Source organism: Actinomadura coerulea (assembly GCF_014208105.1).
Classification (GTDB): domain Bacteria; phylum Actinomycetota; class Actinomycetes; order Streptosporangiales; family Streptosporangiaceae; genus Spirillospora; species Spirillospora coerulea.
The window spans coordinates 608,235-632,727 of sequence record NZ_JACHMQ010000001.1 but is presented as its reverse complement, the minus strand read 5'-3'; the positions used below and the strand labels follow the sequence as shown (position 1 = coordinate 632,727).

Annotated in this window: 23 protein-coding genes; 5 read left to right on the top strand and 18 right to left on the bottom strand. The window is 72.9% G+C overall.

Going from position 1 to position 24,493, the window contains the following annotated elements; genetic code table 11:
- Positions 1-68: 68 nt before the first annotated feature.
- Positions 69-764: a copper homeostasis protein CutC gene (locus BKA00_RS02970; protein WP_185023459.1), complete on the bottom strand. Its 696-nt coding sequence runs from the start codon at positions 762-764 to the stop codon at positions 69-71.
- 236 nt (positions 765-1,000) lie between these two features.
- Here BKA00_RS02970 and BKA00_RS02965 point away from each other — a divergent pair, with 236 nt between their 5' ends.
- Positions 1,001-2,791 (top strand): AMP-dependent synthetase/ligase, encoded by a 1,791-nt coding sequence (locus BKA00_RS02965; RefSeq protein WP_185023458.1) that lies wholly within the window; start codon positions 1,001-1,003, stop codon positions 2,789-2,791.
- A 23-nt stretch (positions 2,792-2,814) separates the two neighbouring features.
- Here the strand turns inward: BKA00_RS02965 and BKA00_RS02960 are convergent, their stop codons facing one another.
- The 11 genes from BKA00_RS02960 to ctaE form a co-directional block, all read right to left on the bottom strand.
- A complete protein-coding gene (locus BKA00_RS02960) occupies positions 2,815-3,489 on the bottom strand; it encodes an NAD(P)H-binding protein (protein WP_185023457.1) in 675 nt (224 codons plus the stop codon).
- 68 nt (positions 3,490-3,557) lie between these two features.
- Positions 3,558-4,784: a DUF1996 domain-containing protein gene (locus BKA00_RS02955; protein WP_221492994.1), complete on the bottom strand. Its 1,227-nt coding sequence runs from the start codon at positions 4,782-4,784 to the stop codon at positions 3,558-3,560.
- 30 nt (positions 4,785-4,814) lie between these two features.
- Positions 4,815-5,429, bottom strand: coding sequence for a DUF4142 domain-containing protein (locus BKA00_RS02950; RefSeq protein ID WP_185023456.1), 615 nt, complete (start codon positions 5,427-5,429; stop codon positions 4,815-4,817).
- Positions 5,430-5,574: 145 nt separating this feature from the next.
- Positions 5,575-7,086: an NADH-quinone oxidoreductase subunit NuoF family protein gene (locus BKA00_RS02945; RefSeq protein ID WP_185023455.1), complete on the bottom strand. Its 1,512-nt coding sequence runs from the start codon at positions 7,084-7,086 to the stop codon at positions 5,575-5,577.
- Positions 7,083-8,033 carry a ferric reductase-like transmembrane domain-containing protein gene (locus BKA00_RS02940; protein ID WP_185023454.1) on the bottom strand — a complete coding sequence of 317 codons (951 nt, stop codon included), beginning with the start codon at positions 8,031-8,033 and terminating at the stop codon, positions 7,083-7,085. The genes BKA00_RS02945 and BKA00_RS02940 overlap by 4 nt, the downstream gene beginning before the upstream one ends.
- Before the next feature lie 16 nt (positions 8,034-8,049).
- Positions 8,050-10,011, bottom strand: coding sequence for a hypothetical protein (locus BKA00_RS02935; RefSeq protein WP_185023453.1), 1,962 nt, complete (start codon positions 10,009-10,011; stop codon positions 8,050-8,052).
- Positions 10,012-10,617: 606 nt separating this feature from the next.
- Positions 10,618-11,745 (bottom strand): glycosyltransferase family 4 protein, encoded by a 1,128-nt coding sequence (locus BKA00_RS02930; protein WP_185023452.1) that lies wholly within the window; start codon positions 11,743-11,745, stop codon positions 10,618-10,620.
- A 70-nt stretch (positions 11,746-11,815) separates the two neighbouring features.
- Positions 11,816-13,450: a cytochrome bc1 complex cytochrome b subunit gene (gene qcrB, locus BKA00_RS02925; RefSeq protein WP_185023451.1), complete on the bottom strand. Its 1,635-nt coding sequence runs from the start codon at positions 13,448-13,450 to the stop codon at positions 11,816-11,818.
- Entirely contained in the window at positions 13,447-14,544 is a 1,098-nt protein-coding gene (gene qcrA / locus BKA00_RS02920) for a cytochrome bc1 complex Rieske iron-sulfur subunit (RefSeq protein ID WP_185023450.1), read from the bottom strand. The genes qcrB and qcrA overlap by 4 nt, the downstream gene beginning before the upstream one ends.
- Entirely contained in the window at positions 14,541-15,452 is a 912-nt protein-coding gene (qcrC, locus tag BKA00_RS02915) for a cytochrome bc1 complex diheme cytochrome c subunit (protein ID WP_185023449.1), read from the bottom strand. Before qcrC ends, qcrA begins: the two co-directional genes overlap by 4 nt.
- Positions 15,453-15,496: 44 nt before the next feature.
- Positions 15,497-16,144: an aa3-type cytochrome oxidase subunit III gene (gene ctaE / locus BKA00_RS02910; RefSeq protein ID WP_185023448.1), complete on the bottom strand. Its 648-nt coding sequence runs from the start codon at positions 16,142-16,144 to the stop codon at positions 15,497-15,499.
- Between the two features lie 101 nt (positions 16,145-16,245).
- Here ctaE and BKA00_RS02905 point away from each other — a divergent pair, with 101 nt between their 5' ends.
- Positions 16,246-16,668: a type 2 periplasmic-binding domain-containing protein gene (locus tag BKA00_RS02905; RefSeq protein ID WP_185023447.1), complete on the top strand. Its 423-nt coding sequence runs from the start codon at positions 16,246-16,248 to the stop codon at positions 16,666-16,668.
- 54 nt (positions 16,669-16,722) lie between these two features.
- Positions 16,723-17,772 (top strand): anthranilate phosphoribosyltransferase, encoded by a 1,050-nt coding sequence (gene trpD, locus BKA00_RS02900; protein ID WP_185023446.1) that lies wholly within the window; start codon positions 16,723-16,725, stop codon positions 17,770-17,772.
- Positions 17,773-17,791: 19 nt separating this feature from the next.
- Here trpD and BKA00_RS02895 read toward each other — a convergent pair whose 3' ends face one another.
- The 4 genes from BKA00_RS02895 to BKA00_RS02880 are packed head-to-tail and all read right to left on the bottom strand — an operon-like array spanning position 17,792 to position 21,800.
- A complete protein-coding gene (locus BKA00_RS02895) occupies positions 17,792-18,601 on the bottom strand; it encodes an ABC transporter permease (RefSeq protein WP_185023445.1) in 810 nt (269 codons plus the stop codon).
- Positions 18,601-19,533 carry an ABC transporter permease subunit gene (locus BKA00_RS40235; RefSeq protein WP_221492992.1) on the bottom strand — a complete coding sequence of 311 codons (933 nt, stop codon included), beginning with the start codon at positions 19,531-19,533 and terminating at the stop codon, positions 18,601-18,603. The genes BKA00_RS02895 and BKA00_RS40235 overlap by 1 nt, the downstream gene beginning before the upstream one ends.
- Complete coding sequence (locus BKA00_RS02885) at positions 19,512-20,717, bottom strand: ABC transporter substrate-binding protein (RefSeq protein ID WP_221492991.1); 1,206 nt, start codon at positions 20,715-20,717, stop codon at positions 19,512-19,514. Before BKA00_RS02885 ends, BKA00_RS40235 begins: the two co-directional genes overlap by 22 nt.
- A 48-nt stretch (positions 20,718-20,765) precedes the next feature.
- The gene (locus BKA00_RS02880) at positions 20,766-21,800 is read right to left on the bottom strand and encodes an ABC transporter ATP-binding protein (RefSeq protein ID WP_185023444.1); all 1,035 of its coding nucleotides are present in this window, start codon (positions 21,798-21,800) and stop codon (positions 20,766-20,768) included.
- A gap of 78 nt (positions 21,801-21,878) precedes the next feature.
- On the opposite strand from BKA00_RS02880, the gene BKA00_RS02875 reads away from it, so the two are divergent.
- Positions 21,879-22,595 (top strand): FadR/GntR family transcriptional regulator, encoded by a 717-nt coding sequence (locus tag BKA00_RS02875; protein ID WP_185023443.1) that lies wholly within the window; start codon positions 21,879-21,881, stop codon positions 22,593-22,595.
- Between the two features lie 17 nt (positions 22,596-22,612).
- The gene (locus BKA00_RS02870; RefSeq protein ID WP_185023442.1) at positions 22,613-23,314 is read left to right on the top strand and encodes a cache domain-containing protein; all 702 of its coding nucleotides are present in this window, start codon (positions 22,613-22,615) and stop codon (positions 23,312-23,314) included.
- Positions 23,315-23,353: 39 nt separating this feature from the next.
- Here the strand turns inward: BKA00_RS02870 and BKA00_RS02865 are convergent, their stop codons facing one another.
- Positions 23,354-23,641 carry an Lrp/AsnC family transcriptional regulator gene (locus tag BKA00_RS02865; RefSeq protein ID WP_185023441.1) on the bottom strand — a complete coding sequence of 96 codons (288 nt, stop codon included), beginning with the start codon at positions 23,639-23,641 and terminating at the stop codon, positions 23,354-23,356.
- A 99-nt stretch (positions 23,642-23,740) separates the two neighbouring features.
- Entirely contained in the window at positions 23,741-24,490 is a 750-nt protein-coding gene (locus BKA00_RS02860; protein WP_185023440.1) for a rhomboid family intramembrane serine protease, read from the bottom strand.
- Positions 24,491-24,493: the final 3 nt, after the last annotated feature.

Sequence of the window (24,493 nt, the reverse complement as noted above, 5' to 3'; positions counted from 1 at the left end):
AACGGGCGGGTCATGAAGCCCGGCGCGCTCCTTGGACAACGCGCGAAGGCGCGGCCGGCGCACGGCCGTCAGCCGGCGGCGGCCGCCACGAGGGTGCGCCACTCGCGCACGAGGACGGGGTCCACCGGCGCGTCCCAGTCGCCGTCGGGACGCACGGCCGTGCCCACGTGGAAGGCGGTGACGCCCGCGGCGGCGAGCACGGCGACGTGCTTGCGGCGCAGCCCGCCCCCGGCCATGATCATCTCGGCCGCGGCGGGGTCCTCGGCCGCGCGCCGCACGAGGACGTCGACCCCGGCGTCCACGCCGCGGGACGAGCCCGCCGTCAGCACCGTGTCCAGGCGGCCGCCGAAGGCGCGGACGACGCCCCACGCCTGGGCGGGGTCGGCGGCGTGGTCCAGCGCCCGGTGGAAGGTCCAGGGCAGCGGGTCGGTGTCGGCGGCGAGCTTGCCGGTGGCGCCCGCGTCGACGTGCCCCGAGGAGTCGAGGAAGCCGAGCACGAACCCGTCGGCGCCCGCGTCGGCGAGGCCGGCCGCGGCGCGCCGCAGCCGGTCGAGCTCGGCCCCGGTGGTGCGGAACCCCGCGTTGGCGCGCAGCATCACCCGCATCGGCACGGACGTGTCCGCCCGGATCGCCGCGACGAGGTCGGGGTCGGGGGTGAGCCCGTCCGCGGCCATGTCGGCGACGACCTCGATGCGGTCGGCGCCGCCCTCCTGCGCCGCGCGCGCGTCCTCCACGGTCAGCGCGATCACTTCGAGCAGCGACATGGCGACCCCCGGAACCCGTTTGCGTTGTGCGACCGGGTCAAGGGTAGGCGACCCGGCGGCGCGCGCCGGGGGCCGCCGGGCGGTCTTTGCCGTGCCGTTAACCGCGGCGGTTCGCGGCGGTATTGCTACTCGTGGGTATCATGCGGCAACGGAGGAGTTCACGCGCCGCCGGCCGGACGGCCGGACGCGCCGCGGGGCTCCCCGCCGTCCTCGAAGACCGACGACAGGAGTGGGCCGTGCGCGAGTTCAGCGTCCCCGCGATGGTGGAGGTCCCCGACTCCGCCACTCTGACCGACGCGCCCTTCACCCGGGCCGTCGAAGAGCCCGGCCGGATCGTGCTGCGGCGCAGGAGCGGCGACGCGTGGAGCGCCGTCACCGCGGCGGAGTTCGCCGCCGAGGCGGCGGGGGTCGCCAAGGGCCTAGCCGCCGCCGGCGTCGAGCCCGGCGACCGCGTGTGCCTGCTGTCGCGGACCCGCTACGAGTGGACGGTCCTGGACTACGCGATCTGGGCGGCGGGCGCGGTCTCCGTCCCGATCTACGAGACGTCCTCCGCCGAGCAGATCGAGTGGATCGTCGGCGACTCCGGGGCCAAGGCCGTGTTCGCCGAGACCGGGGAGCACGTGGCGACCGTCGAGGAGATCCGCGACCGGCTCCCCGGGCTGGCGCACGTGTGGGGCATCGACGCGGGCGGGGTCGCGGAGGTCACCCGGCTCGGAGCGGACGTCGGCGACGACGTCGTCGAGGAGCGCCGCCGGTCCCGCACCGCCGCGGACATCGCCACGCTCGTCTACACCTCCGGCACCACCGGCCGCCCCAAGGGCTGCGAGATCACCCACGGGAACCTCGTGTCGACCGCCCGCAACGCCGTGCAGGGGGCGATCGCCGAGATCGCCGTCGAGGGCAGCTCCACGCTGCTGTTCCTGCCGCTGGCGCACGTGTTCGCCCGGCTGATCGAGGTCGCCACCATCGAGGGCGGCATCGTGCTCGGGCACAGCGACGTCCCGAGCCTGCTGCCGGACCTGGCCTCGTTCAGGCCGACGTTCCTGCTGGCCGTCCCCCGCGTGTTCGAGAAGGTCTACAACGGCGCCGAGCAGAAGGCCGCGGCCGACGGCAAGGCCAGGATCTTCAAGACGGCGGCCGAGACCGCGGTGGCCTACAGCCGGGCGCTCGACGACGGCGGCCCCGGTCTCGGGCTGAGGGCCCGGCACAAGGTCTTCGACGTGCTCGTGTACCGCAAGCTGCGCGCCGCGGTCGGCGGAAGGGTGCAGTACGCGGTGTCCGGCGGCGCCGCGCTCGGTGAGCGGCTCGGGCACTTCTTCCGCGGCGTCGGGATCACGATCCTGGAGGGCTACGGCCTCACCGAGACGACCGCGCCCGCCGCCGTCAACCGGCCCTCCGCCATCAGGATCGGCACGGTGGGCCCGCCGATCCCGGGCGTCGACGTGCGCATCGCCGAGGACGGCGAGGTCCTCGTGCGCGGCGTCAACGTCATGCGCGGCTACTGGAACAACGAGGCCGCCACCAAGGAGGCCCTGGAGGACGGCTGGTTCCACACCGGCGACCTCGGCTCGCTCGACGAGGAGGGCTTCCTGCGGATCACCGGCCGCAAGAAGGAGATCCTGGTCACCGCGGCGGGCAAGAACGTGGCGCCCGCCCCGCTGGAGGACCGGCTCCGCGCGCACCCGCTGATCAGCCAGTGCCTCGTCGTCGGCGACGGCCGCAAGTTCATCAGCGCCCTGGTCACCCTGGACGAGGAGGCGCTCGGGCCGTGGAAGGCCCGGCACGGCAAGCCCGAGGCGATGACGGTGGACGAGCTGCGCCGCGACCCCGACCTCGTCGCCGAGATCGAGGCCGCGGTCGCCGACGCCAACAAGTCGGTCAGCCACGCCGAGGCGATCAAGAAGCACGTCGTCCTCGGCGTCGACTTCACCGAGGAGGCCGGCCACATGACGCCGAGCCTCAAGGTGAAGCGCAACGTCGTGATGAAGGACTTCGCCGACGAGATCGACGCCCTCTACACCGGCTGAGCCGGGGCGTCCCGCGCGGCCGGTCAGCCGCCGGGCGCGGAGCGCAGGGCGGCGACGGCGTCCCCGATCGGGGTGGAGCCGTTGAGCAGGTCCAGCGTGAGGCGGCGGACGTCGCCGGCGTCCAGCAGCGCCGCGATGACCGCCGCCACGTCGTCGCGGGTGACCGCGCCGTGCCCGATCGGCGGCTCGGCCAGCGCCACCAGGCCGGTGGGCGGGTCGTCGGTGAGGCGGCCCGGCCGCAGGATCAGCCAGTCCAGGGCGTCGCGGCGCCGCAGGTCGTCCTCGGCCTCGCCCTTGGCCCTGATGTAGGCCCCCCAGACCTCGTCGCGCCCCGGCGCGGGCGGCTCGCCGGCGCCCATCGCGGAGATCTGCACGAAGCCGCGGACGCCCGCGCGCTCGGCCGCGTCCGCCGCCAGCACCGCGGCGCCGCGGTCGACGGTGTCCTTGCGCGCCACGCCGCTGCCCGGGCCCGCCCCGGCGGCGAACACGACGGCGTCCGCGCCGGTCAGGTGGTCGGCGACCTCGTCGGCGGTCGCCGACTCCAGGTCGCACACGACCGGTCCGGCGCCCGCCTCCCGGACGTCCCCGGCGTGGCCGGTATTGCGGATGATGCTCAGCACGGTGTCCCCCCGTGCGGCCAGCAGCCGGGACAGCCGCAGCGCGATCTGCCCGTGCCCGCCCGCGATCACGATGTTCATGCCGCGATCGTAGGACGCCGGGGGCCCGGACGCGCGGACGCGCGCCCGGGCCCCGGGACGGGTCCGGCTCAGCGGCGGCGCTTGATCCGCGTCCCGGCCCTGGAGCCGTTGATCGCCCTGACCGCCTTCGCCATCAGCCGGTCGTCCATCACGTTGATGAGGTCGCCGTGGTCGGTCACCGGGTCGTGGCCCGACTCGGGGAAGCTGTCCAGCGCGAACGCCAGCGGCTTGGCCGGCAGGTTGTAGGCCAGGGTCATCCGCAGCTGCGGCACGGCCTTCGTGCCCTGCGGGCACTGCCCCGTCCGCGGGTCCGCGAACCGGATGTGGTCGCGGTGGTTGGCGCTGTCGGTGTTCTGGCCGTCCCAGCAGCTCGGGAAGTTCAGCACGCGCTCCACCTTGCTGCCCTTCGGGCACAGCGGGTACTTGTCGGTGAACGCCCGGCTCTCGAAGCCGCTGCACGTCCAGCTCGCGTGCGCGTTCTTCAGGCCGTTCGTCACGGCCTTGGCGTCACCGGTGGCCACGCGGATGAAGCGCGGCATCGCGGTCACCTTGGCGCGCGGGTTGCCGAGGTACTGGATCTTGACGCTCGACGGGGTGACGATGCCGCCGACGTTGCCGTCCGCCTGGCTCTGCTGCGCCCGGTCCGAGGTGTCCTGGCCGTCGCGGAGCCGGATCACCGGCCAGAAGTAGGCGGACTTGTCGCCGTTGGTGCACGTCGTCCCGGCGGCCGCGAAGGTCTCGTCGGTGGAGAACGCGTTCGTGTCGAGGTTGCCGACGTAGTCGTGGATGTGGTGCGCGCCGTTCACGACGCCCGGGGCCGCGAGCACGTTGTCGGGGTTGCTGTGGGCCTGCCCCTTGTTCACACCGCAGTTGGACGCGAACACGCCGGTCGAGGCCTGGCGGCCGCGGCGGGGCTGCCGCACGCGCGGCGCCTTGCGGATGTCGACGAACTGGTCGGCGCGCAGGCTCGGATTCGCCGGAGCCTGCCCACCGTTCTGCCCGCCGCCGTTCTGCCCGCCGCCGGGCTGCTGGCCGCCCTGCGGGTCGGCGGGCGGAGTCGTCTGGCCGCCGTCGATCGGGCCGCCGTCACCCATCTGACCGCCATCGCCCATCTGACCGCCGTCACCCATCTGGCCGCCGTTCTGCTGACCGCCCTGAGGGTCGGTCGGCTGGGCGGTCGGGTCCGCCGGCTGGGCGGTCGGGTCCGCCGCCGCGGCAGGGATTCCCTGGTAGACCGTCGCGACCAGGGTCAGCGCCGGGATCAACGCGGCGAAGGCTTTCTTCTTTCGTCCCATCGGAAAACTGCTCCCTTTGCGGGGTGTACGTCAGTGCAGAGCGCGCCTGGGAACCAGGCCCGTGCTCTCCAGCAGCGACATGTGCGTGTTGACGAATTTCAGGCACCGTTCGGCGAACGCGCGGATCTCGGTGTTCTCGGTCGCGGCGCGCACCTTGGCGATGACGGTGAAGACCTGCCCGTGGGCGGCACGCAACCGCAGCACGAACGTCTTGTCATAGTCGGCGCCGTACTTTCCCGACATCTCCCGCAGCCAGCTCTTCTGGCTGCCGTTGGGCTCGTTGGGAAGGAGCACGCCCAGTTTCTGCGCCTCGGCGCGGGTGTCGGCGTCCAGCTGCATGTGCTGGCGCATGATGATCTCGCCGACCTCCTTCACCCGGGGGCTGGACGCGCGCTGCGCGGCCTGCTGCCCCGCGGGCATCTCCCAGAGGCCGGCCTGCCGGACCTTGACCAGGAGCTGCCGGTCCAGGGTGCTGAGCCGGCCCCAGCGGGTGTTCACGGTGCCGCCGAGGTTCGCCGCGCCGCTCGCGGGCGTGCCGACCGGGCTCATGACGACCGCGAAGGCCGCCACGGCGGCGGCCGCGGCCGCCAGCACCAGCAGCAGGCGTCCCTTGCCGAGGCGCGGGAGCGTGCGCTTTCCGGCCATTCCGTAGGATTTCCTCAAGGGCTCTCGTCCCTCCTTTCAAGGATCTCTCGACGGACCCGGCACGGGTTCGTCCAGAGATACGCACCGGGACGCCCGCCGGGTTCAACGATGTCCACCTGTTGACATTTTTTTCTGCACGGAGAATTCAGCGCCGCGAGGGCGCCCCGGGAACTCCGCCGACGACGCGCAGCGCCAATGCGGGGCACATCGCGACCGCCTTCTGGACGTCCTTCTCCATCCACGAGGGAATGTCGGTGCCGAGCACGACGGGAAAGCCGTACCGGTCGAGCTGGATCAGTTCCGGGACGAGGTAGGCGCACAGGCCGTGCCCGTCGCACCGGCTCCAGTCGATCGCGACCCGCCCCTCCGTGCCGTCCGGCACCGGCAGCGGCAGCACCCCGTAGGTCGACTGGCCGCACCCGCCGCCCCACCGGTGCGCGTCGATGTCGGCGGCGAAGGCCTCCATCGCCGACAGGACGAACCTGGCCGTCCCGTCGGGATGGGAGCAGGCGCCGCGGCCCCGGCCGACGCCGGCGGCGCGGCGCACGTCCTCCACGGTCCCGGCCCCCTCGGTGAGCGCCATCAGGGACCGGACGACGTCGGGCAGCCCGAGCCTGCACGGCCCGCACTGCCCGGCGGACTGGGCCGCGAGGTAGGAGGCGATCCGCGTCACCTCGCCGAGCGGGCAGGTCCCCTGGGCGAGCGGAAGGATGATCCCCGCGCCGACCGTCCCGCCGACGCGCCGCATCCCGGCGCGCGACAGCACCGCCCGCGACACCGCGACCGGGTCGAGCCACATCCCGTGGTACCCGCCGACGAGCACCCCCGGCGACGGCGGCACCTCGCACTGGTCGAGCACCGCGCGCAGCGACGTGCCGAGCGGCGCCTCCACGACCTGCGTCCCGCCGATCGTCAGCAGCGTGGTGCCCGGCTCGTCCTCGGTGCCGGCCGAGGCGTACAGGTCGGGGCCGAGGGAGACGAGCACCGCCAGCTGCGCGAACGTCTCGGTGTTGGACAGCAGGGTCGGGAAGCCGTCCACCCCCGAGTCGGACGCGCGGACCTTGACGCCCGGCGGGATCGGCGTCTCCCCGTTGATCGCGCGGATCACCGCGCCGCTCTCCCCCGAGATGAACCGCTCGGTCAGCCGCACCACCCGGGCCGGCATCCGCCGCTCGCTGATCGCGGCGCGCACCGACCGGGCGGCCTCGTCGCTCTCGACGGCCAGCACGATCCGCTGGGTGCCGAGCGCGTTCGCCGCAATCTGCGCGCCGTCGAGCACCAGGTGCGGGGCCCGGCCGAGCAGCACCTTGTCCTTGGCGCTGCCGGGCTCGCCCTCGGCGCCGTTGACCACCACGACGACGTCCTCGCTGGACCCGCGCTCGTCGCCCCTCTCGCCGGGCAGCAGCGCGGTCCGGTCGGCGGCCGGGTGCTCGACCCGCGCCGCGACCGCCATCAGCTTGCGGGCGAACGGGAACCCCGCCCCGCCGCGTCCCCTCAGGTCGACCTGCTCGGCCATGCGCACCAGGTCGTCCAGTGCCGGTGCGCGGAGCCTGCCGTGCACCGCCAGGTGCCGGTCGAGGTCCAGCCGGTCGAACCGGTCGAACCCGAGCGTCAGCCGCGGCCCGCCGATGTTGGAGACGGTGACGGTCGAGGTCATCGGATCACCTCGGTGTCGCGGCCCGACCCGGTCACGGGCATGCCGCGCGGGTCCGCGACGGTCTGCCGGGAGTCTCCGAAGTCGCGCGGATCATCGAGGGCGCGCCGGCCGCCGAAGCCCCGGCGGCCCCCGAAGTCGCGCGCGTCGTCGAGGTCGCGCGGGTCGTCGAACCCGGCCTCCCTCTCCCGGGCGCGCGCCCGCGCGGCGGCGCGCCCCTCCTCGTGCTCGCGCGCCGCCATGGCGCGCCGGTCGCGGCGCCGGCCCGCGCCGTCCGGCAGCGAGAACGCCTCGACGTCCTCGCCGGCCAGGTGGACCTCCCGCGGTCTGATCACCACGACCATGCGGGTGACCAGGGCGAGCACGACGAACACCACGCTCATCACGTAGCTCAGCACGACCCACGGCGCCGCGGCCCGCCCGGTGATCAGTCCGTGCACGATCGCGAGCGGCCAGGACACGTAGGCGACGGCGTGCATCGACCGCCACACCCAGGCCTTGGCGCGGAGCGCGAACCGCGCCCGCAGCAGCCCGGTGACCACGATGAGGAGCATCAGGTCGGAGGCGATGGTGCCGAGGCCGATCGCGCCGCCGTCCGGCACCACGATCTGCACGGGCAGCGCGAGGCCGCTCATCACCTTCACCGTCACGTGCGCGACCAGCATCGCCGTCGCGACGACGGCGGAGGCGCGGTGCACCGCCTGGGCGAGCACCCGGTGCCGGATCTTCAGGATGAGGCGCTCGGTGGCCAGCAGCCCGCTCATGACCGCGGTGGTCAGCGACACCAGCGCGAACACGCCGGCGTAGAAGCTGAGGAAGTACTGCACGTTCGCCACCGCGACGGCGCCCTGCGGGGTCGCCGCGCCGACCAGCACCAGCACCGCGCCGGCGAGCACCACGCGCAGCGCCCAGGCGGGCACCGCGGGATCATCACTGCTGCGAATTCGCACCGCTCGGACTCCTGTTCTAGGTGGCGGCCGGCGACGGGGCGCCGGCCGGTCCGGCGCCGTCCTTCTTCGGCTTCTTGCCGGGGGACGGCGATGACGACGGAGGGTCGTCGGCGGCGGGTACCGGGCCGAGGTTGGCCAGCAGGCCCCCGGGAAGCACCTGCAGGACGCCGCGTTCGGCGAAGCCGAGGAGCGGCTTGGCCCGCTCGCGGAACGTCCAGCCGCCGATCTCGGCGCCGTCGAGCGGGACCGCGCCGCCGCCGCGGCGCAGCCCGAACCCGACCTCGGCACGGGGCGCGGCGGCCCCGCCGCAGGGCCGGGCGGCGCCGGTGCGGCCGAGCGCGTCGCCCTGCTCGACGACGCTGCCGTCGCGCAGCTCCGTCACGCTCCGCATCCCGTAGTAGGTGGACGCGAGGCCGCTCGGGTGGACCACCATGACCACCGCGCCCGCCTGGCCGGAGCAGAACCGGTAGAGGCGTCCGCCGCCGGCGGCGAGCACGCGGCCGTCGCCGCCGGAGAACGCCAGCGACGCCAGCGGACGCGAGGACGCGACGTCGTCGGAGGTCGTCATCGACCACGCCCGGCCGGTCTTCCACGGCAGCATCAGCCGGTCGCCCGCCCGCGTCCCGTTGACGAGCGTGGTGGCCTGCGCGGCGCTGAGCGCGCCGTACCTGCGCAGGAGCCTCGACTCCGCCGGCGACATGAGGTCCGCGGGGGCGGCTCCGAGGAGCCCGGCGAACGCCGTCGCGCCCGACAGCCCGACCTGCCACTGCCGGCCCGTCCAGTGGGCGGCGTAGAAGGCGAGCTCGGGGCCCGCCGCGCTGGCCTCGGGAACCGGGATCGCGCTGGTGCCGAAGACCCAGGTGCGGTCGGCGCTCTGGCGGGTGGCGCCCACGAACGGCTGCCGTGTCAGGGCCGCACCGTAGGCCTGCTTCGCCGCGGCGCCCCGCTGCGCCAGAGTCAGCTTGCGGACCTGCGTGGCGAGGACCCCGAGGTCGGGTCCCGCCGGGGCGGTGGCGGCGCCGCCGCCGGCCACCGGCCGCCGCTGGGGCTGCTGCGGTCGCGCGGGCGTGCCGGTGCCGGGCTCGGGCGGGCTGATCGCGCGCTGTGAGCCGACCGGCCCGGAGGAACCGCCGATGGGGCCGCCGTCGAGCAGGGCCCGCTCGGCGATGCCCAGCAGGGACAGCCCGACCGCGGTGGACAGGACGATCGCGCCGATGCTCAGCCGGTCGGCGGGCCGCCTGCCACGGCGCGGCGTCGCCTTCGGCCCGGGACGCGGCGGCGACTGGCGCCTCCGCTCCTGCCGAGGGGGCCGCCGCCGGGGGCCGCCCCGCTCGGCGCGGGCCGGCGCCGCGCGGCGGGGGCGCCCGCCCCGCGTCGGGACCTCGCGAGACCGGTCCCTCCCCGACCGCTCCGCACGCCCGCCGAGCCCCTCGACTCGGGCATCGAACCTTTCGGTGCGCCCGCCGCGGGTGTCGGGACCCACGATCCGTGCGTCCCGCCGCGTGTCGCGCGCGGCGAACCGCTCGGTCCGGGGATCGCGCCGCCCGTCCCCGGGCCCCCGGGACTCGTCCCGGCGCTCCGTCCGGGCGTCCCGCCTCGTCCGGGCGGCGTAGCCCGCGGGGTCGTAGCTGCCGCGCGCGTCGAAACGCTCGGTCTCCGCGTCGTCGCGCCGCTCGGGCGGCTCCGGCCACCGCGCCCGGGGGCGCGGCCGCTCGGCGGCCTTGCCGGAACGGCGTGCGCGGGCCTTGGCCTCGCGCCGCCTGATCTCGCGCCGCGACGGCTCGCGCCGCGGTGATCCGGGTCCCCGCTCGGACCAGTCCGGCTGCTCCGACCACCAGGATCCTTCGGGCCACTGGGGGTCCTCGGACCCGAGCCCCCGCCCGGACCCGGGCCTCGCGGAAGGGCCCGCGGGCGTCTCGGCCCACGGTGAAGCATGCGTTTGGCTCCGGGACGCACGCCCGTAATCGCGTCGCGCCATGCCCTCTCCTGTGGAGGAGACGGAGAGCACGGCGAACGCCGACACGTTCCGCGCCGCCGGGCCTGACGCACGCCAGGCGGCCGTCCCGCTGAGACATGACGGGACCGCGGTGCGGGAGCCCGCTCGCTCCCACCACGATCCCCGAACGGATTCCCGCGAATCCGCTCGACCACTCCGGGAGCATACGCCCCTGAAGCCGCCTTGATGTTAATTGGTGCCAAAAAAGGCCGATGAGCCTTGTTCCGCGGCGCTTCTTCGCCTGTACGCGCGGAAACCACCCCGGGTCAGGGCCTACGGAAGAGCACCCGCAGAAGCCTCTTCACCTGGGCGGATCCTCATTTTCGCGAACGGCGCCTTAGTGATGGCTGATCGGCTCATTAAGGGCGGGTTAACCGTGCCGCCGCGCGCCGGCCGGGGACTCTAGCGTCGGAGACGTCAGCGGCCGTGGACGCCGGCGGCGGCAGGGGAGGTCCGTGCGGAACCGGTCTCCGGGGGCGGGGCACGCACCAGGGTCATCAGCGCTTTCAGACGGCACTGAGCCGGTGTCCCCGGGGGGAGGATCCGCCACCGGCGCGGGGGCGGGTTCTCCCCCGGGGCCGCCGTCGTTCAGGGCGCCAGCAGCGTTCCCAGGCGGCTCGCCTGGACGTCCCAGCGCCACTCCCGTTCGACCCAGGCCCGGCCCTTCTCGCCCATGGCGCGGGCCCGGTCCGGTTCCGCGAGAAGGCCCGCGACGGCTTCGGCGATGTCGGGGACGGAGCGGCCCGGCACCACGAGACCCGTCTCGCCGTCAAGGACGGCGTCGGGAGCGCCGCCCGAATCGCCCGCGACGACCGGGAGCCCGGTCGCGGACGCCTCCAGGTACACGATGCCGAGGCCCTCGACGTCCAGACCGCGGCGGCGGGTGCGGCACGGCATCGCGAAGACGTCGCCCGCGTCGAAATGGGCGGGCAGCTCCTCCCAGGGGACGCCGCCGGTGAAGACGACCGAACGGCCGAGGTCCAGGGACGCGGCGAGGCGCTCCAGGTCGCCGCGGTAGGGGCCGCCGCCGACGAGGAGCAGCGCGGCGTCCGGCACGGACTTCAGGACGCGCGGCCAGGCGCGCAGGAGTGCGTCCTGCCCCTTGCGCGGGACCAGGCGGGACACGCACACCGCCACCGGGCGGCCGGCCAGCCCGTGCCGCTCCCGGATCTCCGCCCCGCCCGCGCCCCGGTGGAAGAGCGCCTCGTCGACGCCGGGCGCGAGCCGGGCCATCCGCGCCGCGGCCTCCGCGGACAGCGCCCGCGCCATCCGGGACCGGGTGTACTCGCCGAGGTAGGTCAGGACGTCGACGCCGTCGCCGACGCGGCCCAGCAGGGCGCGCGCCACCGGCAGCGACGCCCAGCCGGCCTCGTGCCCGTGAGTGATCCCGACCAGCCGCCGCGCCCCCCGGCGGCGCAGCGCCGGGGCCAGCAGGCCGAGCGGCGCCGCGGCGCCGAACACGACCGAGTCGCAGCGCTCCGCGCGCAGCACGTCCGCGGCCCGGCGCAGCACGCCCGGCTCCGGCAGCATGAGGGAGCCCGGATGCCGGACGACGGGGAACGGCTGCGCCGCGTCGAACTCCGCGGCGCCCTTCCAGGCCGGGGCGTAGACGACGACGGAACCGGGCGGACGGCGCACGGCGAGGCCGTGCACGAACGCCTGGATGCCGCCCGGCCGGGGCGGGAAGTCGTTGGTGACGAACAGCGTCCGGGTCATCGCGTACCGCCCGGCACGCGCGAGGGCCCGCCACCGCGGGTGCGGTGGCGGGCCCCAGGTGCGCGGACGGTCAGTGCCGGACCTCGTGCGACGTGGCGCCGCCCTCGATCTCGGCCTGCTCGCCGTGCGGGTGCTCGTGCTCCTCGACGGGGACGTCGTCGAACGTCCACGCGCGGTTGAGGCGCGAGCGCAGGTGCCCGATCGGGCCCTTGGTGCCGGGCGCGGGGATGCCCTTGGCGTCCCTCGCCGGGGCCTCGGGCCGGGCGTTCTCCTTGGAGAGCAGGACGTGCCGCTCCTCGTCGCGCGGCGCCTCGTGCCGCTCGGAGAACTTCCCGTCCGGCGACATCAGGATCACGCCGCTCTCCACGCCGTGCCCGGCGACGTCGGCGTCCTTGCGCTGCAGCCCCAGGCAGATCCGCTTCGTGATGATGAACGCGATGATCGGCCCCAGGAAGAACGCGACCCGGAAGAACCACGTCGTCGCGAACAGCGACACGTGGAACTTGTCCGCGATGACGTCGTTGGCGCCGGCGATCCACAGCAGCCCGTAGAACGTGACCGCGGCGATGCCCGTCGCCGTGCGGACCGGGGCGTTGCGCGGCCGGTCGTTCACGTGGTGGTGGCGCTTGTCGCCGGTGACCCACTGCTCGACGAACGGCCAGGCCGCCGCACCGCCGAACACGATGCCGAGCGGCACCAGCGCCGGGATCAGCACGTTGAAGCTGACCGTGTGGCCCCAGGCGGAGACCTCCCAGTTCGGCATGATGCGCAGCGCGCCCTCGAGGACGCCCATGTACCAGTCGGGCTGGGAGCCCGAGGAGATCGCGCCGGGGTCGTACGGGCCGAACAGCCAGATCGGGTTGATCTGCGCGAACGCGCCGAGCAGCGCCAGGACGCCGAAGGTGAACAGGAAGTAGGCGCCCGTCTTGGCCATGAAGACCGGGTAGAACGGGTAGCCGTACACCTGCTGCTCGGTCTGGTTCTTGACCGGCATCGCCGTGTGCTTCTGCACCCACATGATCATCATGTGCGCGGTGACCATGCCGAGCAGCAGCCCCGGGATCAGCAGGATGTGCAGCATGTACAGGCGCGGAACGATGTCCTGGCCGGGGAACTCGCCGCCGAACAGGAACATGTAGAGGTAGGTGCCGACCACCGGGATCGACTCCGCGACGCCCTGCGTGATGCGCAGGCCGGTGCCGGACAGCAGGTCGTCGGGCAGCGAGTACCCGAACAGGCCCTCCAGCATGCCCAGCGTGAACATGCCGATGCCGATCAGCCAGTTCAGCTCGCGCGGCTTGCGGTAGGCGCCGGTGAAGAACACGCGCAGCATGTGCGCGAGGATCGACGCCATGAACAGGATCGCGGCCCAGTGGTGGATCTGCCGCATGAGCAGGCCGCCGCGCACGTCGAACGAGATGTGCAGCGTCGAGGCGTAGGCCTCGGACATCTTCACGCCCTGCAGCTTCGTGTACGAGCCCTCGTACACGGTCTCCGTCATGCTCGGCTGGAACCAGAGCGTCAGGAACGTCCCGGTCAGCAGCAGGATGATGAAGGAGTACAGGGCGATCTCGCCCAGCATGAAGGACCAGTGGTCCGGAAAGACCTTCTTCATGTTCCGCTTGAAGAAGGTGGTGGAGCCGAGGCGGTCGTCGAGGAACGTCAGCGGCGCCTCGACCGCCTTCGGGGCTGTCGCCTCGCTCATCCGCGCTCCCAGAAGCTCGGTCCGATGGGTTCGTGGTAGTCGCTCGTGGCGATGAGGTACCCGTCCTCCACGGACAGCGGCAGCTGCGGCAGCGACCGCGCCGCCGGCCCGAAGATCACCTTCGCCGCGTCGGTGGCGTCGAACGTCGACTGGTGGCAGGGGCACAGGATGTGGTGCGTGGTCTGCTCGTACAGGGCCGCGGGGCAGCCGACGTGCGTGCACACCTTGGAGTAGGCCACGATCCCGTTGACGTGCCAGTTCTCACGGCCCTTGGCGGGCTTGAACTGGTCGGCGGGGACGTTGATGAGGATGGTGACGGCCTTGGCGTTCTGGGTCAGCACCTGGTCCTCGGGAACCTCCTCCTCGATCCCCTCGGGCAGGACGGTGATCATCGAGCCCGGGGAGGAGAAGTCGCTGACCCGCAGCGGCTTGTTGGTGCCGTCCACGACCAGGCGGGCGCCCTTCTTGCCCTCCGCCTGCGCCTTCTTGACGGCCTCGCCCCAGTAGGTGTGGCGGAGGCGCTTCTCCGGCAGCGGGCCGAGGTCGCGCAGCAGCACCAGCGGGGCCAGGCCGAGCGGCGCGGCGGCCAGCAGCAGCGTGCGGCGCAGCAGGGGCCGCTTGGTGATGCCGCTGTCGGCGGCGCCTTCCAGGAAGTCCTCGGTGAAGGCCGCCCGGGTCTCCTCGTCGGCGGCCATCTCGTGCCGCTCCTGCACGATCGGCTTGCTGGTCATCAGGCGGCGCACCCAGATGGTGACGCCGAAGGCCAGCGCGAGGAACGACAGCGCCATCAGGCCGCCGAGCCACAGGTTGCTCTCGCGTGCCCGGGTGACGCCGTGCATGCCGCCGTCGCGGCCGCTCCAGCCGATGAAGTAGGCGATGAACGCCACGCTGGCGGCGAACGCGACCAGGAAGAGCGTCGCGACGATCCGCTCGGCGCGCTTGGCCGACGCCTCGTCGAGCTGCTCGCCCACGCCCGCGGGCGCCGAGATGTCGTCCTCGGCGAGCAGGGCCTTCTCGCGCGCCGGGGACGGCGTGCCGATCACGCGTTCGCGCGGGGCGGGCCGGCCCGCCGTGTCCTTGTTGTCGTCGCTCATGACTTCTTCAGCTTCTTCGGCTTCTTCGCGGTGATCCACATGGCGGCCAGGACCAGCAGGCCGATTCCGACCAGCCAGCCGGCCAGCCCCTCGGTCACCGGGCCGATGCGGCCGAGGCCGTTGCCGCCGGGGTTCGGCTCCTCACGCGTCTGGACGAGGTAGGCGATGATCGCCTGCTTGTCCTTGGGCGTGAGCGTCGTGTCGTTGAACACGGGCATCGCCTGCGGGCCGGTCAGCATGGCCTCGTACATCTGGGTGGGCGTGACGTCGGGGTTCGACAGCGAGGGCGCGTACTTGCCGCCCGTCAGCGCGCCGCCCTGGCCGGTGAAGTTGTGGCACTGCGCGCAGTTGGTGCGGAACAGCTTCCCGCCGAGCGCGACGTTGCCGGTCTTCGGGTCCACGGCCGACGCCGGGGGGACCTCCGGGCCGCCGCCGAGCGAGGCGACGTAGGCGCTGAGGTCGGAGAGGTTCTTCTCCGCCTGCGCCTTCTGCCTCTCGGCCGCCTCCCGCTTGTCCTTCTCCTCGTAGTCGGTCTTGATCGAGGTGTTGAACTCGGGGATCGGCGTCTTGCGCGGCATCTGAGCGCCGGGGTTCGCCGCGGGCATGCGGCCCGAGCCGACCTGGAAGTCGACGGACGCGGCGCCGACGCCGATGAGGCTCGGGGCGATCGGGTTGCCCTTGGCGTCCTTGGTGCCCTCGGCGTTCAGCCCGTGGCAGCTCGCGCAGTTCTTGTTGAACAGCTGCTGGCCGTTCTTCAGGTCCTGCGCCGCCTGGGCTGTGGTCTGCGCCTCGGCGCGGTCAGTCCGCGGCGAGAAGCCGGCGTAGATCGCGCCGATCGCCGCCAGGGCCGCCAGCACGACGGCGTAGCCCGCCCACGGGCGCCGTCGCCATGCGGTGATCCTTTTCACGGAAGTCCCCGTTCGGGTCATGTCGGTCGGGTCGGTCGGGTCGTTCAGATGTCGAGCAGGTAGACGACCGAGAACAGGCCGATCCACACCACGTCGACGAAGTGCCAGTAGTAGGAGACGACGATCGCGCTCGTCGCCTGCTCGTGCGTCCACCGCTTGGCGGCGTAGGTGCGTCCCAGGAGGAACAGGAACGCGACGAGGCCGCCGATGACGTGCAGGCCGTGGAAGCCGGTGGCCAGGTAGAAGACCGAGCCGTAGGCCGAGGACGAGAAGGTGAGGCCGTCCTTGGAGACCAGCTGGGAGTACTCGTAGGCCTGGCCGGCGACGAAGTAGGCGCCCATGAGGAACGAGAGCACGTACCACTCGCGCAGGCCCCAGCGCGCCACGTTGAACACGCTTCCGTCACGTCCGACCTTGCCGGCCTCGGCCTTGAACACGCCCATCTGGCAGGTCACCGAGGACAGCACCAGGATGGTCGTGTTGACGGCCGACAGCGGCAGGTCCAGCGGGGCGCCCGGCCACGCGTCGTGGCCGGACTGGCCGATCGTCACAGAGCGGATCGTGAAGAACATCGCGAACAGCGCCGCGAAGAACATCAGCTCGGACGACAGCCAAACGATCGTCCCCACGCTGACCAGATTGGGACGGTTCGCCCGTGCGTGAGGTGTTGTCTCTATCGCGGATGCTGTCACGCCAGCATTATTGCGCCCCTATCCAGTGACTGACGCATGACCCCCCTCCTTCGGTTCCCCGAGCGTGTCACCGGTGCCGCGACCCGGTACCCTTCAGGTCCATGAGCACCGCCCCGGAGAGCCCGATGAAGGTCCTCGTCTACAGCGACGACGCGAACACGCGCGCCGAGATCCGGATGGCGATCGGGCGCCGACCCGCCGCCGACCTCCCGAAGGTCGAGTTCGAGGAGTGCGCCACCCAGCCGGCGGTCGTCGCGCGGCTCGACCAGGGCGGCGTCGACGTCCTGATCGTCGACGGGGAGGCGCAGCCCGCGGGCGGCCTCGGCGTGTGCCGCCAGGCCAAGGACGAGGTGTACGACTGCCCGCCCGTCCTGGCGATCATCGGCCGCCGCGACGACGGCTGGCTCGCCACCTGGTCGCGCGCCGACGCCGTGGTGGGCCTGCCCATCGACCCGATGGGCCTCGCGAACGCCCTCGCCGGCCTCATGCGGCAGCGCGTCCAGAACCGCCTCCCGGCCCTGTAGCCCGCGGGCCGCACCGCTTCTCCGCAACGCACCCACCACGACCCTGTAGGCGACATGGACGCGCGCACCAGCTGGCCCGCACTGCTCAACGCCCTCGTGTCGGGCGACTCGCTGTCCAGCGAGGAGACCTCCTGGGCCATGAACAGCATCATGTCCGGCGAGGCCACCGACGCGCAGATCGCGGGCTTCGCCGTGGCGCTGCGCGCCAAGGGCGAGACGGTCGAGGAGGTCACCGGCCTCGCCCAGGGGATGATGGACAACGCCACCCCCATCGAGGTGCCCGGCCGCATCGCCGACCTCGTCGGGACGGGCGGCGACCGCGGCCACACCGTCAACGTCTCCACGATGGCCGCCGTGGTCGCGGCCGCGGCGGGCGTGCGGGTCGTCAAGCACGGCAACCGGGCCGCGTCGTCCTCGTGCGGCGCCGCCGACCTGCTGGAGCACCTCGGCGTCGCGATCGACCTGCCCCCCGAGGCCACCGCGCGGGTCGCCGACGAGGTCGGCATCACCTTCTGCTTCGCGCCGCTCTACCACCCGGCCCTGAAGTACGCCTCGCGCACCCGCAGCGAACTGGGCACGCCCACGGTCTTCAACTTCCTCGGCCCGCTGACCAACCCGGCGCGGCCCCTGGCCCAGGCCGTCGGGGTGTTCCACCCGCGGATGGCGGGCGTGATGGCGGGCGTGTTCGCCTCGCGCGGCTGCTCCTCGCTGGTCTTCCGGGGCGACGACGGGCTGGACGAGCTGACCACCACGGGCACCTCCACGGTGTGGGTGGTGCGCGACGGGACGGCGACCGAGACGACCTTCGACCCCTCCGACCTCGGCATCCCGCCGGCGAAGCCGGAGGACCTGCGCGGCGCCGACGCGGCGTTCAACGGGCGGGTCGCCCGCGAGACGTTCACCGGCCGGCGGGGGCCCGTCCGCGACATGGTCCTGCTGAACGCCGCCGCGCTCATCACCGCCTACGAGGGGGCGCCGCCCGCCGCCGACCTCACCGCGACGCTGGGGGCCGCCTACGAGCGCGCCGCCGCGGCGGTCGACTCGGGAGGCGCCGCCACCCTCCTGGACCGCTGGGTCGACGCCTCCCAGCGCCTGCGGGGCTGACGCTCAGCGCCCGCCCCGCTCACGCGACGCCGCGGGCGCCGCTGGACAGCCGCTGCGCGATCCAGATCGGGACGACCGACAGCACGATCAGGGCGGCGGCGAGCACGTTGACGACCGGGGCCTGGTTGGGCCGGAACAGGTTCTGGAAGATCCAGATCGGCAGGGTCTGGGCGCCCGGCCCGGCGGTGAACGTGGTCACGATGATCTCGTCGAAGGACAGCGCGAACGACAGCAGCCCCCCGGCGAGCAGCGCCGAGCGCAGCGCCGGGAACGTGACGTGCCAGAACGTCTGGAACGTGTCGGCGCCGAGGTCGGCCGACGCCTCCTCCAGGCTGGTGCCCGTGCGCCGCAGCCGGGCGAGCACGTTGTTGAAGATCGTGACGACGCAGAACGTGGCGTGCCCGACGATCACGGTGAACAGGCCGAGCCCGATCCCGAGCGGCTTCAGCACGACCTGGAAGGCGTTGCTGAGCGCGATGCCGGTGACGATTCCGGGCAGCGCGATCGGCAGCACGACGACCAGCGAGACCGTCTCGCGCCCGAAGAACCGGTGCCGCGCCACCGCGAAGGCGGCCATGGTGCCGAGGACGAGCGCGGCGGCCGTCGCGCCGAGGCCCGCCTTGACGCTGGTCAGGACGGCCTCCCGGGCGCCCTCGTTGTGCAGCGCCTGCGACCACCAGCGCCCGGTGAACCCCGACGGCGGCCACCCGAACGCGGTGTCGGCGTTGAAGGAGTTGACCAGCACGACCAGCAGCGGCACGTAGATGACCGCGAGGCCGAGGAACATCACGACGCGCAGGGCGATCCGCGCGGCGGGCGAGAGGGTCATCACAGCTCCCTGAGCGCGCCGGTGCGGCGGGCCGCGGCGAGGTAGCCGAGCATCACCACCACCGGGATCGTGGCGACCGCCGCCGCGAACGGCAGGTTGTTGGCGGCGCCGATGTTGTCGTAGACGACGTTGCCGAGCAGCTGGCTCCGGCCGCCGACGATCTTCACGGTGATGTAGTCGCCGAGCGACAGCGAGAACGTGAAGATCGACCCGGCCACCAGCGAGGGGAACACCAGCGGCAGCACGACGGACCGCAGCGTGCGCAGCGGGCGGGCGCCGAGGTCGCCGGAGGCGTCCAGCAGCGAGTCCGGGAGCCGCTCCAGGCCCGCGTAGACCGGCAGGATCATGTACGGCAGCCACAGGTAGGCCAGCACGAGCACCGTCGCCGTGAGGCCGTAGCCGGGGCTGGAGAGCCCGAACGGCCCCAGCACCTGGTCGACCAGGCCGCCCTCCGAGAGCATCACCCGCCACGCGTACGCCTTGACGAGGTAGGCGGCCCACAGCGGCGCCAGGATCGCGATCACCAGGTAGGGCCGGTGCCGCGGCCTGGCGACCTTGGCCATGTACAGCGCCATCGGGAAGCCGATCGCGGTGTCGATGAGGGTGACGGCCGCCGCGACGCCGAGGCTGCGCAGCGCGACCGTCCGGTAGACCGGCTCGTCGAGGAGGGTCTGGAAGTTGGCGAGCGTGAACTGCCGGACGACCTCGCCGGTGAAGACGTCGGTGGTCCAGAAGGCGGTCAGGAAGATCGCGGCGAGCGCGCCGAGATAGACGACGACCAGCCAGGCGAGCGGCGCCGACAGCAGCAGCGACAGGCGCAGCCGCGGGCGGCGGTGCAGCAGGGCCGCCGCCCGGCGCCGGGGACCCGGCGCCGGGCGGCCGTCCTTACCGCCGGTGAGGGCGGAGCCGGTCATCCCTTGATCGCGGTCCACGCCTGCGTCCACTTGGAGTAGTCGACGCACTTGACGTCCTTGCGCCCGTCGAGGCACTGCGCGATCGGCGTCGTCCAGAAGTGCACCTGCGAGAAGTAGTTCTCGTCGGTGGCGTGGAAGGTGTCGCAGAACTTCTTGTCCGAGGTCTCCTGGCACGCCTTCGCGTTCGCCGGGGCCTCACCGAACCATTCGGCGACCTGCGCGTTCGCCTTGGGAGAGACGATCCAGTCCATCCACTTGTAGGCGCAGTTGGGGTTCTTGGCCTTCGCGCCGACCATCCAGGTGTCCGACCAGCCGGTGGAGCCCTCCTTGGGCAGGGTCACCTTGACCGGGGCCTTCTCGGCCTCCGCGAGGTTGGCGATGACCTGCCACGTCGTCCCGAGGACGGAGTCGCCGCTCTTGAACGCCTGGACCTCCTTGGTGTAGTCGGACCAGTACTCGCCGACGAGCCCGCGCTGGGTCTTCAGCAGCTCGACGGCCGCGTCGAACTGCTTCTGGTCGAGCGCGTACGGGTTCTTGATGCCGAGTTCGGGCTTGGCCGTCTTCAGGTAGAGCGCGGCGTCGGCGATGTAGATCGGCGAGTCGTAGGCGGTGATCTTCCCCTTGTACGGGGAGTTGGCGTCGAACACCGCGCCCCACGAGTCGGGGGCCGTCTTGACCTTGTCGGTGCGCCACATGAGCAGGTTGGCGCCGCGGCCGTGCGGGATGCCGTAGGCGACGTTGTTCACCGAGTTCCACGGCTTCATCTTCAGCCCGGCGAAGACGTCGGCGTAGTTCGGCACGAGCCCGGTGTTGACCGGCGCGACCGTCCCGGAGGCGATCAGCCGCAGCGAGGCGTCACCGGAGGCGGAGACCGCGTCGTACTCGCCGGTCTTCATCAGGGTCACCATCTCGTCGGACGTGCCGGCGACCTTGGTGTTGACCTTGCAGCCGGTCTGCTTCTCGAACGGGGTGACCCAGTCGACCTTGGGGTCGTTGGAGCCGTCCTCGGCGTACCCGGCCCAGGCGACCAGGTTGACCTTGCCCTCGCCCTGGCCGAGCGACTTCTGCATCGGCACCTTGGGAACGGGGAAGCCGCCCTGCCCGGATGCGGTCGCCTTGTCGCCCGAGTCGCCGCAGGCGGCGGCCGCCAGTCCGATCGCCAGCGTCGCCGCGGCGGCGGCCGCCATGCGCTTGGACCACATGGGGAACTCCTTATTGTGGGGGTTTTTTCGGGGGTTCGTTGGGGTGGTTCAGGGGGCGGGCGCCGGCGCGGAGCCGGCGCCCGACAGGTGGAACTCGTGCGCCTCGTGCCAGCTGATCCGGACCCGGGCGCCGCGCCGGCCCATCACGTCCATGGAGGAGGTCCGCAGGTTCTGCTGCAGCGCGACGACCCGCTCCCCCGACTCCAGGTCGACGACGTAGCGGGTGACCGCGCCGGCGTAGACGACCTCGGCGACCGTGCCGAGCGCCTGCCGGTCCCCCGTGTCCGGCCCGCCCTCCCGCTCGCCCTCGCCGTCCACGTGGACGTGGATCTTCTCCGGCCGCACGCAGACCTCGCCGATGCGGTTGGTCGTGCCGACGAAGCCGGCCACGAACTCGGTGGCGGGCCGCTCGTACACCTCGGCCGGCGTGCCGACCTGCTGGACCCGGCCGCCGTCGAGGACCGCGATCCGGTCGCTGAGGGTCAGCGCCTCCTCCTGGTCGTGGGTGACGAACACGAAGGTGATGCCGGCCCTGCGCTGGATGCTCTTCAGTTCGACCTGCATCTCCTCGCGCAGCTTCAGGTCGAGCGCGCCGAGCGGCTCGTCCAGCAGCAGCACCTTCGGCTCGTTCACCAGCGCCCGGGCGAGCGCGACCCGCTGGCGCTGGCCGCCCGACAGCTCGGCGGGGCGGCGCGCCCGCATCCCTTCGAGCCGGACGCTGCGCAGCGCCTCCAGCGCCCGCTCGCGGCGCTCGGCCTTCGGCACCCGCCGCACCTTCATGCCGTACTCGACGTTGCGGAGCACGTCGAGGTGCGGGAAGAGCGCGTAGTCCTGGAAGACGGTGTTGACGTCGCGGTCGAACGGCGCGAGGCCGGTCACGTCCCTGCCGCCGAGTTCGATCGTTCCAGAGGTCGGCCGCTCGAAGCCCGCGATGAGCCGCAGCACGGTCGTCTTCCCGGACCCGGACGGCCCGAGCATCGAGAAGAACTCGCCGTCCCGGATGTCGAGGTCGACGCCCGCCACCGCCTCGACGGGGCCGAAGGTCTTGCGAAGATCGCGGATCCTCACCGCTGAAACCGGCATGACCGAAAACATATGGAGTCAGAGGTTTAAGTTCAAGTGATGTTCCGGTATCACTGTGTCGATACCGGGAGGGGGCCCATGGACAGCGCGCACCTCGTCGTGTTCGCTCCCGTCGACAACACCGCGCGGGTGCACGCGGTCGTGCGGCGCCTGAGCGACGCGATCGCGCTCGGCCTCCTCGCGGACGGCGAGCAGCTGCCCAGTGAGACCGACCTGTCGGCATATCTCGGTGTTTCGACGGTCACCCTACGCGAAGCGCTGATGGCCTTGCGTCAGCAGGGGCTCATCGAGACCCGCCGGGGACGCGGCGGCGGCAGCTTCGTCAGGGCTCCTGCCAGGGCGTTCGATCTCGACGAGCGGCTGCGTTCGCTCAGCGCGGAAGAGCTCCGCGACCTCGGCGACCACTACGCCGCCATCGCCGGGGCCTCCGCGCGGCTCGCCGCCGGGCGGTCGCTGCCCGGAGACGTCCGGCGGCTGCGGCGGTCGCTGGAGGAGATGGCCGGGACGGGGTCCGGCACCGGGATGTGCCGGCTGGACGGCCGGTTCCACCTGGAGGTCGCCGCCGCCTCCCAGTCCGGCCGGCTCACCCGGGAGGAGATCCGGCTCCAGGCCGAGATCGGGCCGCTGGTCTGGGCCGTGCACGAGCTGCCCGAGCGGCGCGGGCGCGTCGCCGCCGAGCACGCCCGGCTCGTCCGGGCGATCGAGGCCGCCGACGGCGCCGCGGCGCGCGATGTAGCTGAAAGTCACGTCTCGAATGCGGTAGAACGTCTGATTGAACGACGGCTCGCACTCTGAGACCCCGAGGGGGACCCATGCCCGCCGAGCCACCGGCCGTCGGCGCGGCGGCGGCACACGTCCGCGCCACCCTGGACGGCGTGTTCACCACCGTCGCGCAGGTGCGCGACGCGGCGGCGCGGCGCCTCGAGGACGTCCGCCGCGCCGGGCGCGCCCCCGCCCGCGACGACCTCGCCACGCTGCGCCCGCTGCTGCTCTCCCACCTCGGCCCGCTCGTGTGCGGCCTGGGATTCATCGCCGCGCCGGGCCTGCTCGCCGACGCCGCCTGGTACATGGAGTGGTGGCAGACCGGCCCGGCCGGGCGGCCGTCCCAGCTGCTGCGCGATCTGAACCCCGAGAGCAGCGTCCTGTACGACTACACCGACTGGGAGTGGTTCACGGGTCCGCAGAGCGGCGCGGAGAAGACCGTCTGCGGCCCCTACGTCGACTACCTGTGCAGCGACGAGTACGTCCTGACCCTGTCGGCGCCCGTGCGCGTGGACGGGGAGTTCGCGGGCGTCGCGGCCGCCGACGTGTTCGCCCGGACGTTCGAGAACGAGGTCGTCCCGGCGCTGCGCGAAATCCCCGCGCCCGCCTTCGTCGTCAACGCCCCCGGCCGCGTGATGGCCTCCAACACCGCCAGCTGGCCCCCGGGCGCCGTGTACCGCGAGCTGCCCGGCTACGCCGCCCGGCCCTGCGGGGGCGGCATCGACCGCATCGCCCTCGTCGTCGGCGGCTGACCCCGGCGCGCCGCGGCCCCGGGGAGGCTCTTATGGATGTCAGTCGGCGTCGGGGAGGCCGAGGGAGAAGGCCTGCTCAAGGTCGTGCTGGGAGTAGGTGCGGAACGCGATGTGGGTCTCGGTGCCGACGATGCCGGGGACCTTGTTGACGCGGCCCGGGATCACGTCGTTGAGCTCCTCGTGGCGGCGCACCCGGACCATCACCATGAGGTCGTGGTCGCCGGTGATGGAGTACACCTCGCTGACGCCGTCCAGCGCGGCGATCGTCTCGGCCACCTCGTGGATGCGCGCGACGTCGGCCTTGACGAACACGATCGCAGTGACCACTGCACCCCTCCCCAGAGAAACGGACGCTCCGACCCTATCGGGGCCCGGCGGCGCGAGTGCGGGGGGACGCCCCGCGGGGCCGGGGCGGCCGCGGGCGGGTCAGCCGCGGCTCAGCGCGGCCAGGCGGTGGGCCGGGCCGGCGCGGCGGGCCAGGAGCGCGAACACCACGCCCGCCACGAACCCGTAGATGTGCGCGGTGTAGGCGACGTTGCTCTTCTGGTCGCCCAGGGACAGCCATTGCAGGACGAACCAGTAGCCGAGCACCACCCACACCGGCAGGCGGATGAAGATGACCGGCGGCACCCAGCTGACGACGCGGCCCCGCGGGTTGAGGATCACGTAGGCGCCCATCACCCCGGCGATCGCGCCGGACGCGCCGATGAGCGGGACGGTGGAGCCGGGCGAGGTCCACGCGAACCCGTAGACGGCGACGAGCCCGAACGCCAGGTAGGCGAGCAGGTAGCGCCATCGGCCGAGCCGGTCCTCCACGCCCATGCCGACGACGAACAGGAACACCAGGTTGCCGAGCAGGTGCAGGGCGCTGGAGTGCAGGAACATCGAGGTGAACGCCGTCGTCCAGGGCGCCTTGCGGAAGTCCGCCGGCCCGCAGTCGTGCACGACCTCGGTCGGCAGCGGCTGCTGGTCGCCGGTGGTCAGCTCCTTCGGCACGGCGCCGTACTCGTACGTGAAGTGGGCCGCCTTGCACTCGCGGACCGAGCCCTTGCCGTACCAGGCGGCGAAGTTCGACATCGGGGTGATGAGGAAGACCACCACGTTCACGGCGATCAGCAGGTACGTCACCCAGGGGACGCGCCGCGCAGGCTGACTGTCGTAGAGAGGCAGTGCCATGCG